This is a genomic window from Sporolactobacillus mangiferae (assembly GCF_023336505.1).
GTDB lineage: Bacteria > Bacillota > Bacilli > Bacillales > Sporolactobacillaceae > Sporolactobacillus > Sporolactobacillus mangiferae.
Genome location: NZ_JAMAST010000001.1, coordinates 491399 through 504529 on the forward strand (window position 1 = coordinate 491399; position 13131 = coordinate 504529).

Here is a 13131-nt window from a genome sequence, read left to right on the forward strand (position 1 = left end):
AACGCAGTAATATTTTTTATATCTTGAATTTGTCGGAAATTTCACCGGAAAAGCATTCAATGATGCCTGGATAAATGGTCATCGTCTGAAAATACCGCATACCGCCTCTCATTGTAAAGGTGTTGGATGTAACGACGAAGAGCTTTCATTTTTTTCTTCTCCTGGTTGTCTATCCGATTTTTTTCCAGAGTTTTTTTCATGATTCCTGTATGCATAAGGAAGTTTACATCTCGATCCGGATAACGGTTTACTAAGTTACGCAGTATTTTCTTACCTTGCTTTGTGATGACGATATATCCATCCTTATCTGCCCGCAGCAGTATATTGAATTTTTCAAAAAATTGCTGGCGATTATAAATCCATCTATTCAGATTGGTGTGATTTTTTTCGATATGTCGGAATAGTCGTGTGGTGTTTAATACGTCATCGTTAGCATTATGCCATTTCCCTTTAAAATCAATGCCATATAATGATAAAGCTGTGCGCAGACTCGGCTGAGCCGTTAACTGATGATCTGCCATGATGATCTCCTGAAGATTCATATAACCTTTAATCCAATTTGTATTGGCGTGATATTTGAAAGCATTGTCTAAGAAAAAACGGATGTCGTCATGGCTAAAGCTGACAAAGATAACCGATTCAAAAAATTGCCGGTTCAACGCAGATACAAAGGCAGAAAAATACGGAGCGTGACTGACATCGTTCATCGTTATTCCGGTCAGTTTCCGGATGTAGTTCTGAATGCCAAAGTTGGGTTTAATGTAGGAATTAAAAAACTTGATTTTATCCTCAGATGTGTGATCGTGATAGATTCCGCAGCTAAACTGAATAATTTCATCAATCCCATTTGCATATACATGGCTTGTATTTGCTTCAAAATCAACAATTAGATAATCCATAGCATCACCCGGCCTGTTTCTTCAGATCCTGATTTGATTTTAAGTATAATGCAGCATTACTTGAACCGTAAAGAAATTAGTCGATAAGAAAAACCGGGCAAAAAGCGCCCGGTCCTTTGCTATCGACCTTGTGCTTATGCGACACTCCAGCTGCTCGCTTGCCGCGGGCGATCCGGGAGCCTCCTCAAACAATCACTAATCTGCGGGGTCTCCCCTGGCTCGCTGATCCCGCAGGCGTCTCGCGCCTTCGTGTCTGGTTTGCACTGTATTACTAAACCAAAAAATTATATACTTTCTTATCTTTTTAGAAAACTTGGCTTTGCCAAGCCTTTAAGCCGCAGGACGCGGCGTTTTTTCGGACCGCTTATACTATTTTCCTTAAAATTTATATACTTTCTTGTAGTATAATAAAAGCGGACGAAAAATCATTTAATTTCTCGTCCCCTCTGTTTAAATGCTGTTTTTTAATTATTGACGATGCCCGTAATCTGTTTACCATCAGCCGTAAAAACCGCAAAAGATGATCATTGGACATAGACCGTTGTATTAAAGCAATCATTATGCCTTCCGTTTTAGATGATGGGGTGCGTATTTGATGACTGTATTAAAGATAATGCCCCACTGTTCCTCGCTGAGACAGCCCACTTTACATTCGTCTTTTATACTTAATCTCCGCCTCAGATGCTTTAATTGTTTGGCTGTGAACAGGCATGCCAAAACGGTCCCTGCCGATTCATCCGGTTTTCGTAATAAGGCTTTGGCTAATGTTCTGAACTGTTCTGCGTATTGAATGGGGATAATCGGCTTATCCCTTCTTCGGATGCTGAGCATCGCTGACTCCACCTTGGGCGGCGGTGAAAAGTGTGTCTTCGGTATCGTTCTTTCGATCCGCAGATCAAAGTACATCCGCCACTGAAGAACATAAGCATCTTTTATCCGCCTGGATACAAACCGTCTGGCAGCCCCTTTTTCCATAACAATGATACCTCTTACCAGCTTCCGCTTTGGATGATTAAGCAACATCTTCATAATAGGCGTCGTGATCGCATACGGAATATTTGAAACGACGATAAATTCCTTTCGCGGTAAATGAACGCTTAAAATATCCTGTTTGATGATCTTCACATTTTCATATGAAGCAAGTTTTTTGTTTAAAACCGCTACAAATTTTTCATCGATTTCAACTGCCAGTACATGATTTGACCTGTGGGCGAGTTCACTCGTCAGCGCGCCTTTACCCGCACCAAATTCAATGACCGTATCACTTTTTCTGATTGATGCTTTATTCACAATATCCTGAACGGTCCTTTTATTGTGCATCAAGTGCTGTCCTGTAAAATTTGGGGGTTCACCGCGGCTCAGCTTCTTATTACTGTACCTGTGCCTGGTTTTTCTCATTGTATCCTCCTTAATCAATCACCAAATGGCCTGTGGTGATCAGAAAAAAAGAGAGAACAACTCGAACCAGAGACAGCTTAACCCCAATAATAATCCATAAAAAAGAAAGGCAGAAAATCCACCTTCCCGTCTTATTCCTGTGTTTACCAGACATTATAAAAATGGACAGACTTATTCCGTTTAACTCTGATCACAACAGAGCCATTGAAGTATTTAATTACAAATTCTTCAATGTACGAAACGAAGTCTGGCTGATTGCATACGATCTATCCTTCCCTTACCAGGTTAAGCTTACCTTCATTATAATAAAAGTGGATTTTTCACACAAGACCGTTGAACGACAGGTTGATCTGCACCGAAGATCTAGTAATTCCGAAACCTTTCATCCAATGTTGCTTTTTTCCTGAACAGAAAAACAGTACTGCCCCGTTAAAGAGCATTAGGCTCATGTATTAAGGGGAGAAACTCACACGAACAAAATATCGCAGCAAAGAATTTTGAAGATCTTCAATTCCCGAAAGATGGAACTTTAATACATTAGGAGGACATAGCTGTTGTCTCTACCGTATTTCGATAGAGCTTGAGGCAGTATGACCACCATTAATGATCTCTCATACTTTAATAGAATGTTTTTCTATCCATGTACTAATTTGAGAAGTGGCGATCTTATTCTCTTGATCAGATATCTTAACTGTAAAATCTTCTTTTTCATTTGGATCCGCATGTATTTTATAGCCATTTTTTCTCAAAAAAACTTCCAGTGACGCGTAAGCTGTTCTTTTGTTTGCATTAAAGAAAGCATGATTCTGAGCTAAGCTTTGAAATAATGCGGCAGCTTTCGTAAATAAAGTCGGATAGGCATCTGCTCCGAATGCTGATGCTCTCGGACGGTTAATGGCACTTTCCAATAAGTGAGCGTCTTTAATTCCAATATCTTCTTCCGGGGAGTATTTCCTGATCAGAAAAGCATTTAAGTAAATCACTTGGGTTTTAGTCAGATAATAGGTCATCGATCAACAAGGCCTTTAAAGACAGAATCATTTTCCTTAACGATTTCATTGACCATCTCAATAAATTCTGTATCGATTCCCTCTGGAAGTTTTATGGCTTTACGTTTACTTATTTTAACCGTGCCGTCATCCAAATTTTCAAACGTAACCTCATCACCGGCAGTCACACCAAGATGTTTTAAAACTTCTTTTGGATAGGTTGTACCATAACTGTTGCCCATCTTAAAAATTTTGCGTTCCAATGTCATTTCACGCTCCATCACAATATTCTCCTTTCTATTGTATGCAAGCATTATGATGTATATACAATAACACGTAATTATTGTATATACAATATAACAGTTATACATAAATGCCCTTTCCGTCAACTCTATACGTCATCATCATTGATCTGTTCGTTCAGATTAATTTTAAATTTTTTTGGGGCCGAACCAAATTTATCAGGGGATATGCTCAAAGAACAGCATCAACGTGACGAATCAATAGCAGTAAAGATTTTTGATGACCTTCTTGCTTGTGCAATAAATGTGCAAAATGGTTCAGAATCCTATCGTTTTCTATCGTATTCTCCAAAAATGAAAAAAGCTCATAAATCCCATTAGATCAAGGATTTACAAGCTTTCCGGAAGTTTATAACTTCATCAAAATTCATCTCAAAATACCGGTGGTCGGGGTCGAACCGACACTCCCGAAGGAACACGATTTTGAGTCGTGCGCGTCTGCCAATTCCGCCACACCGGCACAACAAAATAATTTAAAATTTAAATGGAGGCGACACCCGGAATCGAACCGGGGATAAGGGTTTTGCAGACCCGTGCCTTACCGCTTGGCTATGCCGCCATATTGAAATAATAATGGAGCGGAAGACGGGATTCAAACCCGCGACCCTCACCATGGCAAGGTGATGTTCTATCACTGAACTACTTCCGCATAAAACTGGCCCAGCTGGATTCGAACCAGCGCATGACGGCACCAAAAACCGTTGCCTTACCGCTTGGCTATGGGCCAATAAATGGGGCGGTTAGTGGGGATCGAACCCACGCATGCCGGAACCACAATCCGGTGTGTTAACCACTTCACCATAACCGCCATAATAATAGTGACTGTTTAAAATCATGGGAAAAACGCTGCCGAAGCCGATGATCTGACCTGCTCCCGCGCCCTTTTTTCCATTTTAAACATTTATTTAAAACAACAGGGGTAGTAGGAATTGAACCCACACTGGAGGTTTTGGAGACCTCTGTTCTACCTTTAAACTATACCCCTATAATTATGTAATGGAGGGAGAAGGATTCGAACCTTCGAACCCGTAGGGAACGGATTTACAGTCCGTCGCGTTTAGCCTCTTCGCTATCCCTCCACAATAAAAGGATATAAAATAAAATGGTGCCGGTCAGAGGACTTGAACCCCCAACCTACTGATTACAAGTCAGTTGCTCTACCAATTGAGCTAGACCGGCATAAATGGTGGCTCGAGGCGGAATCGAACCACCGACACGAGGATTTTCAGTCCTCTGCTCTACCGACTGAGCTATCGAGCCATTATGTATAAATATGTGACAGCCAGTTGCTGTTAATAGTAAAAATAATAAATGGCGGATCCGAGCGGATTTGAACCGCCGATCTCCTGCGTGACAGGCAGGCATGTTAACCCCTACACCACGGATCCACAATAATTGCGGGGACAGGATTTGAACCTGCGACCTTCGGGTTATGAGCCCGACGAGCTACCAGACTGCTCCACCCCGCGATGATATGGTGGAGGATATAGGGCTCGAACCTATGACCCTCTGCTTGTAAGGCAGACGCTCTCCCAGCTGAGCTAATCCTCCAGATTAAGTTTGAACAAGCCACTAAAAACACCATTACATTCTAATACATGGCTGATCAAAAATCAAGAAAAACAATGACCCGTACGGGATTTGAACCCATGAACCCACCGTGAAAGGGTGGTGTCTTAACCACTTGACGAACGGGCCACAATAACCACAGGCACGAAATCTCGCCGCCGACTTTTAAAATATTATCACTATTTCATGTGAATTGCAAGTGTTTTTTTGCCTTATTTTTAAACAACAACTTCTTTAGTATAACCGATTGGGACAATGGAAAACAATCCCTGATACGTCTTTTCCCGACTATATCCTGGAAAAGGGCATTTTTCTTCATTATTGTCTGCCAGATCGTTCGAGGTCCGCTCTTGCATAAGTGATAAACCACCATACTTTTCCTTGAACATTCAAAGATCTTATGCTAGTTTTTGACTATACATAGAAATAAATCGCTCGGCTCAGTAACGTATGATTAACCCTGAGCAAGCTAACAAGCGATATGCCGCCCCCTCTCTCATACACGATCCACCCAGACTCGGTGCGCCCTGAAAAAATGAATAGAAGCAAGCCCACATCCCTTATTCCATTAGAAAACTTGGCTTCGCCAAGCTTCTGGCGAAAGCGAAGCCGCCATCGCACTTATACTATGTTCCTTAAAATTTATATACTTTCAAGAGTATAAAAAAGGAGTTCGCCAATGAAACGGTTTATGCTTTGGACGGCGATACTGATGGCTGCGGCATTGATCGCAGTCACGATTTATTACCAGACAAGTGACCTTGTCGCCGGATCCTTTCACGTACTTTTCCAGAAAAATCACCCGCAAAAAGCGGTAAAGGCAAAAAACCCGTTGTATGCGGAGACGACGCAGAAAATCAGCTATACACTGCAAAATAATCAACTGCATGTCACCTATGACAAGGGAAAGCAATGGACAACCGTCCCCGTCAGCAAGGATCAGTTGTTCGGAGGAGAATACAGCGGCAATCGGCAGGAATTGATTGATGGCAGCTATCTGCTGACGAAAAGTCAAACTGTTTTCTTAACAGAACAAGCTACAGATCACAATGAAATGAAACTCGCGCTTGTCATGTCGGAGGATCAAGGAAAAACCTGGCGACATGCAGTGGTGACCAGCTATGTACCTGGCATTCGTTTTCGAAAAATAGGCTTTCCGGCTTCCCAATTCGGTTATGTCATCGTTTCCGCCGACCGGACAATGGCGCAGGAAGGAACATATATTTATTTGACCCCGGACGGTGGAGATACATGGAAGAAAACCAAAAGCCCGGCAACGACTGCATTGATTGCTGACGGCGGGTTTGTCAGTGCTCTAAATGGGTTCATGTCTTATGGGACGATCAATCCGGACAGGCCGCGTCTTTATGTGACACGTGACGGTGGAAAGCACTGGCTGCAGGCAAGCATACACATGCCGTCCAAGTACAGTCATGTCTTTGTTCAGGCTGAGACGCCGGAATATGAAGATGATCACTTGATGCTCCTGATCAATCAGGGAGAAAGCGGCGATTATAAAGGCAATAAAGTCAAAGGAAAATTCATTTCCAGAGATCAGGGACGTACATGGACCTTCTTGAAGGAGGTGGCTGCAGATGAAACGGATTAAGCAGACCATAGGCGGGCTATGCTTCGCTCTTTCCCTTGGCTTCTTCGGATTGCAGTGCGGTTATTTTTGGTTGCACCTGCAGTTCGGCATCGAATATTTTGATAAACGCTATTTTTATCTCATCAACAGCCTTTGTCTCTGCAGTCTGTCGCTGGCCCTCATCTTTTTACTGACACTAAAGAAAAAAAGTCAGTACCTGATTGGCGGCATTGCCGCTTTCTTCATCGTAATCAGTGGGATACTGGTTGCCGGTGTGGGCCATGACGAAGGCCTGACAACCAGTCTGTCGCCTGACCAGCAGCGTCTGCTTGTTGTCAAAACGGATCGTCGTTCCGGCCGAACGATCTACTACCGACCATATTATTGGATTTTTGTACGTGCCAAAGAAGCACTGCCCGGCCTGCCGCAAAAACCGATTAAGATTAAATGGATTACTTCTGATGTTGCCGCACTCACCTATCGGTCAGCGGATCAACAGCTCCGGCAGTATCTCGCCACCTATGGCAGCCGCGGCAACGGCGGTTACAGCCATGTAGCGGCAGAAATTCAAGGAACCTGGCAATCGAATGAGGCAGAAGTGGCATCGGATACCCATGGAATAAGTGTCACCGCAAACGGCAAAACGGAACGTTTCCAGTGGAATCAGATTGAACAGTTTGGAACATTGGCAGTGGTTCTGAAGCATGCAGATCAGGCCGTTTGGTCCATCACGCTGAATGATGATTTCACCCCAAATGCGGATGCCGCAAGGCCTGCCAAAGGGACGATTCGTCTTTACCAAGCCACTTTGAAAGAAACTCGTCCACAGACACTTCACCGCAGGCAATAAAGAAGCAACACATGAACAACACACATCTGAAACCAAATTTTGTGTTACTCATACATACTAATTGTAAACATAACAGAAATTAATAGATCACTTTCGAACATTTGTGATACAATTAATTACACAACAATCATCTCATTTTAATCCTACCTCTGTGTAGGATTTTTTTGTCTTGAATGTACACGCTCTACATATTAATCAGATCCTGCGAAACCAATCTTTCTAATGAATTAGTTTAAGAAATACAGCCTGACGATTCACAATCATGGATGGTATGCCCGCTTTTATCAAAAAACAGTTAATCTATAAGTTTACCCCACCCCAAAATCTAAATAGGATAATCTGAGATCACCAGAATGAAAAAACTTACGCAGCATAACTTTATCTCTTTTAAAGAATGCCATCAACAAATCTATACTAACCATTTTTTTGAATTGTCGCGATAATAGTTCCTATGAAAAACCCTTAAGCCGAATGTCATTTATCCACCCGGCTTAAGGGGAACATATGGTTTCGCTATCTTCGCGAAATTCATCGGTTCGTTCTTGCGTAATGATGCGCAAAGACGCTCATAAATTCACAAGTAAATGCTTTATAGTACCTGTCATTGATTTGTGCTTTTGCAATGATCCTTGGTTTCGCATGATCGCTGTCTAACCCATGTGACTCTGCCAAACAGACCTTGCCGTCAACGGAGCTGATCGTCATATAAATCGGTTTCCCTTCCTGGATGCGCTGAAGATAATGGGCAACCGCTTCATGTACGTCTGTGGTAACAAAATACATGTGTTCCGAATGCTTGTGATTCTCTCTGTGTTCAATAAAGTTAAAACGTGGAATGCCTGTTGTTTGCAAGCGACAACACCTCCCAGTTATTGTATTCTTTAGGAAGCTGAATATTCCTGCAAAAGACAGGGTGATAGCTATCGATAACATGAGTCTGACCGGCGTGCGCTTTCAATGGCCACCAGCTTCATCTTCCTGCATCTTATTAATGGTTTATATCTGTTTTATATCTACGGTTGATCATATGCTCATCTGACACAAAGATGCAATTCATTATGCATCTTTATGTCAACTATTTTATGATTATATGGATCAGTGAAATTTTTAAAGTAAGGCGGTCCACACTATGTCACGCCATAACCTAAGAACTGGTATTGAAATTATTTTAATGGCAATCATTTTTATTTCTTGTGTGGCTTTTGCGTATCGTGCGTTGGGCAATCCCGTGACTCTTCACCATACAGCCACGCGAATCTTTGATGACGGTGTTATTCTTTATCGTGTTAAAGACCAGGTAATGACCGTCCATGCTGAAGGCGATGGCTGGGACGGATCAAAGTGGTCGAGCGAAAACGCGCGACGCGATGGATTAAGAAAAATTAACAAACTCTACGCCGCTGTGATCCATGAAAAATATCCGATTAAACAAATTCATGTAACCGTTACGTACTATGGTAAAAAAGAGATTGAACGAGTATTGTATATAAAATAAGCAATATACACGCCATTTGTATGAATCAGGCCGCTGCAAACACTGTATTTCTGCTGATCGACAAACCATTAAAAGCAGGCAGTGAAAAATCCGCCTTTTTTTATAAATGCCAGTCAGAGAAGAACGCAGCACGACACCCAGCATGCTTGTTTAAAAAAAGGATGTCTCATCGTCAAACGATTTTTGAGACACCCTGATATACATGTTGTGTTTCATTCCATCAGTATTTAAAAAGCAGGCCAACAGTTTGAAAACCCGCACCAACCGTCCAGAAAATCACATAATCCCCTCGATGGATGCGCCCGCTTTCGATCCCTTCATACAAGGCAAGGAATGGACTGCTTGTCCCCGTATAGCCATATCGATCGCCTATGTAAATAATTTGTTCATCATTCAGATGAAAATGTTTTTGAATCTCCAATATATTGGCGAGTGAGAATTGGGACAGGCAATAGGCTTTGACATCGCTTGGCTTTAATTGAACCGAATGTAAAAGCTCCTGAATATTCTTATAAGCAGGTGGAAGCGCGCAGGCTCCATCAAAAGGAACCCATTTCAGATAACGCCCGCTCCTCCCATCTCGCAACGCCTGTGATAAGCCAAGTGAAGGGTAGATAATGTTATCTTTATTTTCCGATGTATCCGAATAATAGCTGGATTCCAGAAAACCAGATGTCCCTTCTGTTCTCTCCAGAATTACGGCACAGGCTGCATCGCCATAATTTGCATAGGTCACTTCGTCATTTGGATCACAAAGCAACGTATTGAAGTCAGATCCGACAACCAATGTCCGATTCACAACAGGATTGGTAAGCATATACCTGCAAGCATGATCGACCGCTACTGTCATTCCGCCGCAATTCGCATTAGAATCCATAATAATTGTCCGTGATCCGGCATGAATGGCATGATGAATGAAAGTTGCATTGGTCGGGAACGTATACTCCGGCACCTGAGTTGAAAACACGATCATATCGATATCTTCACCACTAAGGCCTGCACGTTTTAAAGCATCTTCAGCAGCTTCGATGCCCATGGTCAATCCATTTTCTTCCTGGTTCTGGATCATATAGCGGCTTTTTCGTCCCATATGTTTTAACAAATGATCAATATCCTTACCTTGATCTTGAAAATGTTTAAGAAAAAATTCATTGGTTACTTTTGTTTTCGGATGATATGCACCGACTGCACGAATCGTTATTTTCAACTAACATGCCCCCAAATAAAAAAACACCATCGTTTTTTTAACAATCACTCGGTTAAAGCATTCTGCTGTTTTTCATCACATGATTGACCATCATCAGCTTGTCTGACCCAGGAAGGTGATCATTCTTTATTTTGCGCCGATGATCGATGCAAATGAGTCGAAAATCAACAGCAGTATTTCACAGCGTCTTGCAGCACGGATGCGCCTATAACGAAATTATTTTGAAATGACTTCTACTTCCACATTACTCAGTTCGGTTTTACTGGCAATACGCCTCAGTTGCATGCCCACCGTTGCACTGCCCGCTATAAATTTAATACTTTTAAATCCACTGGCTTTGTACATCTTGTAACATTCTTCAAGCAGTGGAAGGATTTTGGGTGAAACCACCACCAATGATTTACTATCAACAATCAGATCAAACTCTTCGGCATTAATTGAGCCCACTTTACTCTGATAGCTGTTAACAAAGGATTGCGCATCTTTTTCCTGGAAACTTCCGCTGACAGCAATGGTTACTTCTTTGGTTTGCGACTGAATTTCTATTGAATACTGAGCATTGAACATACAACAATTCCTCCCTATATTTCCTATCATATTCACTATCGACATATTTTACCATTTTGTTATAGGTTTATATATTCAGGTATAACGAACTTATTTTTTAACCGCGTGCAAGCAAAAAAAGCGGTATAAAGCCATTCATTAGACTTTATACCGCTGCCGCCAAACAAATGATGCGGCTTTTAACTGTATACCTATGTAAAAATCAGCAGAATCAATACATATGAGACTTACTTTCGGATACAGGGCTCTTACTTGATACACAATATGTGCACACGTTTATCGAAAGTTGCTTTCACTGTGAATGCGGCTGTATACATTTAACTTGTCGCCTTCCTCAGATAAAGGAGAATCTATGTGGAGATACAGGTATGCGATCAGCAGGAATGTTTCCGCAGGCATCTCACCCTCTGTCTTGATGGATATCCGTGACACTGTTTTGTTAATAGAGGATAAAATTATATACTTTCTCACAAAAAATTTTTCAAGCATAATTCTTGAATTAGGCATTTATTTTTTTTATGATTCACTTGTTTCAAAAAAGATCATGGAGTGATTTTAATGCTGGATTTAGGAATACTTATTATTCGACTGGTGCTTGGATTATCCTTTGTAGGTCATGGCGCACAAAAATTATTTGGATGGTTCGGCGGGCCCGGACTGAAGAACACTGCAGGATTCTTTGAATCAACGGGGATAAAACCGGGCTTTCTAATGGCCGTTCTTGCAGGTTTATCTGAGCTGCTTGGCGGACTGTTGTTTGCTGCCGGTTTGCTGACCCCTCTTGCAGGGCTGATTATCGCAGGCACGATGGTGATTGCCATTGCTACCGTTCATGGTAAGAACGGTTATTGGGCCACTCAGAATGGCTATGAATACAACCTTCTCATTATGGCCGTCTCCATTGGTACTGTTTTGATCGGTTCCGGTGCGTACGGTCTTGACGCGTTGATTTTCGGGTGAAATCTGCGTAATCCTGTGTGTGATGCATGTGGCATGGGTTTATTATTGTGCCAATCAGTAACTATATATCATTGCTCGCCCCCATTTATGGGGGCTTTTCATTGGATGCCAGTCAATCATAATTTACACTTTGTAAAATCAATCATCCATGCCTTATGCTGTTTTTCACTCTGAACCGGATCATTCACCGATTTGCGCTCTTGCAATCATTTTTAAAGGTTGTGTACTTTCTTAGGCATATGAAAAATTATCCGTATAGATTAACAGCGCCCCGCACAAAAGAAAGCCCGATGATGTACCATTTGTCCATTTTCCCATTCATCACGATCATTGCTGAGCAGGAATCGCAGGATTATAAGTTGGTGGGGTTTTGATCCATCCCTTTTTTTCACACAGTTTACGTATTTTATTTCCAATAACAATCAAGTCAGCCATGTTCTTAAAGTAGAGCATTTGCAAATCAGTTCGAAGGGACTGCACAACATTTTTTGCAGACTGCTCAAATCCAACCAATATATTAATTTGCACCGTATTCATAATTTCTTCATCGGTTAATTTTACACTGTTCGGTACAGCATCAGGATTACCCTCAGGCTTTTTCTGGTATCCTTTGGACGGCGGAATATGCTCTTTTTTTGCAAATTCGAGTAATTCTTTTTGATGTTTTAAAGCCAAATCGACGGACTCTTTAACGACTTGTTTCACTTCCTGATCTTTTGTTGTATTCATCTCGATCTGGCAAAAAACCAGAACAGCATCCAGATGAGTCAGATACGTCCAGCAAGCCATTGCCTCACCTACATGGACCGGGGGCTCTTCATTGTCAGACAGCCTTTTAATTGTATCAACCGTTGCAGACATGATATCAGGTATATTGACCATTGTTTTTCCTCCCTTTATTCTTTCTCCATTTTTCCCACTTATTTGCAAAATATGTACGCACATATAGCGGTTGGATGTACACACGAGGCTGTTTGAGCCCTTTCTACTTAGCAAGCTTACTGCTTTATCTGTATATTTTACCAATAACATGTAATAATTCTTTTCAATATGAAGATTTTCCAGGTGCAGAAATCGCCAATTCTCTTACCAAACTTGATGCCCAACTGAAATTAACCAATTGGATTTACTTTCTCATGCTATTTGTTGAAAAATAATTTACAGGCAGTAAAAAGCGCTGTACCCCAGCCAATAATCCATAAAATTTCCATAACTATTTTTTTATATGCTCGTGGAACTTTTAACCATAATTGCAACAGTCTTTTATTTTCTTTTTCTTTTTTCATAAAAAAGCACCGGCCCTTCTG

The 13131-nt window shown here is 41.6% G+C and carries 13 protein-coding genes and 13 tRNA genes; 4 read left to right on the forward strand and 22 right to left on the reverse strand.

Annotated elements, in window-relative coordinates:
* Window positions 1–56 precede the first annotated feature (56 nt).
* The 18 genes from M3N64_RS02315 to M3N64_RS02400 all read right to left on the reverse strand — a co-directional run bounded on the left by M3N64_RS02315 (window position 57) and on the right by M3N64_RS02400 (window position 5513).
* A complete protein-coding gene (locus M3N64_RS02315) occupies window positions 57–899 on the reverse strand; it encodes a 3'-5' exonuclease (protein ID WP_249096767.1) in 843 nt (280 codons plus the stop codon).
* A 558-nt stretch (window positions 900–1457) separates the two neighbouring features.
* On the reverse strand, window positions 1458–2297 hold the full coding sequence (erm, locus tag M3N64_RS02320) for a 23S ribosomal RNA methyltransferase Erm (RefSeq protein WP_249096769.1): 840 nt from the start codon (window positions 2295–2297) through the stop codon (window positions 1458–1460).
* 611 nt (window positions 2298–2908) lie between these two features.
* On the reverse strand, window positions 2909–3307 hold the full coding sequence (locus M3N64_RS02325) for a type II toxin-antitoxin system death-on-curing family toxin (RefSeq protein ID WP_249096772.1): 399 nt from the start codon (window positions 3305–3307) through the stop codon (window positions 2909–2911).
* Window positions 3304–3567 carry an AbrB/MazE/SpoVT family DNA-binding domain-containing protein gene (locus tag M3N64_RS02330; RefSeq protein ID WP_249096780.1) on the reverse strand — a complete coding sequence of 88 codons (264 nt, stop codon included), beginning with the start codon at window positions 3565–3567 and terminating at the stop codon, window positions 3304–3306. Before M3N64_RS02330 ends, M3N64_RS02325 begins: the two co-directional genes overlap by 4 nt.
* Before the next feature lie 399 nt (window positions 3568–3966).
* A tRNA-Leu gene (locus tag M3N64_RS02335) sits at window positions 3967–4048 on the reverse strand.
* 25 nt (window positions 4049–4073) lie between these two features.
* A tRNA-Cys gene (locus tag M3N64_RS02340) sits at window positions 4074–4147 on the reverse strand.
* A gap of 15 nt (window positions 4148–4162) precedes the next feature.
* Window positions 4163–4237: transfer RNA gene (locus M3N64_RS02345), tRNA-Gly, on the reverse strand.
* A 6-nt stretch (window positions 4238–4243) separates the two neighbouring features.
* Window positions 4244–4315 (reverse strand) — tRNA-Gln (locus M3N64_RS02350).
* Window positions 4316–4320: 5 nt separating this feature from the next.
* Window positions 4321–4396, reverse strand: a tRNA-His gene (locus M3N64_RS02355).
* 106 nt (window positions 4397–4502) lie between these two features.
* Window positions 4503–4573 (reverse strand) — tRNA-Trp (locus tag M3N64_RS02360).
* A gap of 12 nt (window positions 4574–4585) precedes the next feature.
* Window positions 4586–4667: transfer RNA gene (locus tag M3N64_RS02365), tRNA-Tyr, on the reverse strand.
* A 24-nt stretch (window positions 4668–4691) separates the two neighbouring features.
* Window positions 4692–4767 (reverse strand) — tRNA-Thr (locus M3N64_RS02370).
* A gap of 5 nt (window positions 4768–4772) precedes the next feature.
* Window positions 4773–4848, reverse strand: a tRNA-Phe gene (locus tag M3N64_RS02375).
* Window positions 4849–4900: 52 nt separating this feature from the next.
* Window positions 4901–4976, reverse strand: a tRNA-Asp gene (locus tag M3N64_RS02380).
* A 7-nt stretch (window positions 4977–4983) separates the two neighbouring features.
* Window positions 4984–5057, reverse strand: a tRNA-Met gene (locus tag M3N64_RS02385).
* Window positions 5058–5063: 6 nt separating this feature from the next.
* Window positions 5064–5139: transfer RNA gene (locus M3N64_RS02390), tRNA-Val, on the reverse strand.
* 75 nt (window positions 5140–5214) lie between these two features.
* A tRNA-Glu gene (locus tag M3N64_RS02395) sits at window positions 5215–5286 on the reverse strand.
* An 89-nt stretch (window positions 5287–5375) separates the two neighbouring features.
* On the reverse strand, window positions 5376–5513 hold the full coding sequence (locus tag M3N64_RS02400) for a hypothetical protein (RefSeq protein WP_249096783.1): 138 nt from the start codon (window positions 5511–5513) through the stop codon (window positions 5376–5378).
* Window positions 5514–5836: 323 nt separating this feature from the next.
* Here M3N64_RS02400 and M3N64_RS02405 point away from each other — a divergent pair, with 323 nt between their 5' ends.
* Window positions 5837–6766: a WD40/YVTN/BNR-like repeat-containing protein gene (locus M3N64_RS02405; RefSeq protein ID WP_249096786.1), complete on the forward strand. Its 930-nt coding sequence runs from the start codon at window positions 5837–5839 to the stop codon at window positions 6764–6766.
* Window positions 6753–7595: a hypothetical protein gene (locus M3N64_RS02410; protein WP_249096789.1), complete on the forward strand. Its 843-nt coding sequence runs from the start codon at window positions 6753–6755 to the stop codon at window positions 7593–7595. The genes M3N64_RS02405 and M3N64_RS02410 overlap by 14 nt, the downstream gene beginning before the upstream one ends.
* Window positions 7596–8123: 528 nt before the next feature.
* On the opposite strand, the gene M3N64_RS02415 is transcribed toward M3N64_RS02410, so the two are convergent.
* Window positions 8124–8447 (reverse strand): hypothetical protein, encoded by a 324-nt coding sequence (locus tag M3N64_RS02415; RefSeq protein WP_249096797.1) that lies wholly within the window; start codon window positions 8445–8447, stop codon window positions 8124–8126.
* A 277-nt stretch (window positions 8448–8724) separates the two neighbouring features.
* Between M3N64_RS02415 and M3N64_RS02420 the strand changes: the two genes are divergently transcribed.
* Entirely contained in the window at window positions 8725–9090 is a 366-nt protein-coding gene (locus M3N64_RS02420; protein ID WP_249096800.1) for a hypothetical protein, read from the forward strand.
* A 220-nt stretch (window positions 9091–9310) separates the two neighbouring features.
* Here the strand turns inward: M3N64_RS02420 and M3N64_RS02425 are convergent, their stop codons facing one another.
* Both M3N64_RS02425 and M3N64_RS02430 read right to left on the reverse strand, forming a co-directional pair.
* Window positions 9311–10297: a ketoacyl-ACP synthase III gene (locus M3N64_RS02425; protein ID WP_249096802.1), complete on the reverse strand. Its 987-nt coding sequence runs from the start codon at window positions 10295–10297 to the stop codon at window positions 9311–9313.
* A 216-nt stretch (window positions 10298–10513) separates the two neighbouring features.
* Window positions 10514–10864 carry a hypothetical protein gene (locus tag M3N64_RS02430; protein ID WP_249096804.1) on the reverse strand — a complete coding sequence of 117 codons (351 nt, stop codon included), beginning with the start codon at window positions 10862–10864 and terminating at the stop codon, window positions 10514–10516.
* Window positions 10865–11422: 558 nt separating this feature from the next.
* On the opposite strand from M3N64_RS02430, the gene M3N64_RS02435 reads away from it, so the two are divergent.
* On the forward strand, window positions 11423–11824 hold the full coding sequence (locus M3N64_RS02435; protein WP_249096806.1) for a DoxX family protein: 402 nt from the start codon (window positions 11423–11425) through the stop codon (window positions 11822–11824).
* 327 nt (window positions 11825–12151) lie between these two features.
* Here M3N64_RS02435 and M3N64_RS02440 read toward each other — a convergent pair whose 3' ends face one another.
* The gene (locus M3N64_RS02440) at window positions 12152–12706 is read right to left on the reverse strand and encodes a DUF3231 family protein (RefSeq protein ID WP_249096811.1); all 555 of its coding nucleotides are present in this window, start codon (window positions 12704–12706) and stop codon (window positions 12152–12154) included.
* Between the last annotated feature and the right edge of the window lie 425 nt (window positions 12707–13131).

What these genes read in the sequence shown, in the direction of transcription:
- M3N64_RS02440 (WP_249096811.1), bottom strand. Translation starts at nt 12,706, where the DNA reads ATGGTCAATATACCTGATATCATGTCTGCAACGGTTGATACAATTAAA.
- M3N64_RS02410 (WP_249096789.1), top strand. Translation starts at nt 6,753, where the DNA reads ATGAAACGGATTAAGCAGACCATAGGCGGGCTATGCTTCGCTCTTTCC.
- erm (WP_249096769.1), bottom strand. Translation starts at nt 2,297, where the DNA reads ATGAGAAAAACCAGGCACAGGTACAGTAATAAGAAGCTGAGCCGCGGT.
- M3N64_RS02420 (WP_249096800.1), top strand. Translation starts at nt 8,725, where the DNA reads ATGTCACGCCATAACCTAAGAACTGGTATTGAAATTATTTTAATGGCA.
- M3N64_RS02330 (WP_249096780.1), bottom strand. Translation starts at nt 3,567, where the DNA reads ATGGAGCGTGAAATGACATTGGAACGCAAAATTTTTAAGATGGGCAAC.
- M3N64_RS02405 (WP_249096786.1), top strand. Translation starts at nt 5,837, where the DNA reads ATGAAACGGTTTATGCTTTGGACGGCGATACTGATGGCTGCGGCATTG.
- M3N64_RS02315 (WP_249096767.1), bottom strand. Translation starts at nt 899, where the DNA reads ATGGATTATCTAATTGTTGATTTTGAAGCAAATACAAGCCATGTATAT.
- M3N64_RS02430 (WP_249096804.1), bottom strand. Translation starts at nt 10,864, where the DNA reads ATGTTCAATGCTCAGTATTCAATAGAAATTCAGTCGCAAACCAAAGAA.
- M3N64_RS02435 (WP_249096806.1), top strand. Translation starts at nt 11,423, where the DNA reads ATGCTGGATTTAGGAATACTTATTATTCGACTGGTGCTTGGATTATCC.
- M3N64_RS02400 (WP_249096783.1), bottom strand. Translation starts at nt 5,513, where the DNA reads ATGCAAGAGCGGACCTCGAACGATCTGGCAGACAATAATGAAGAAAAA.
- M3N64_RS02325 (WP_249096772.1), bottom strand. Translation starts at nt 3,307, where the DNA reads ATGACCTATTATCTGACTAAAACCCAAGTGATTTACTTAAATGCTTTT.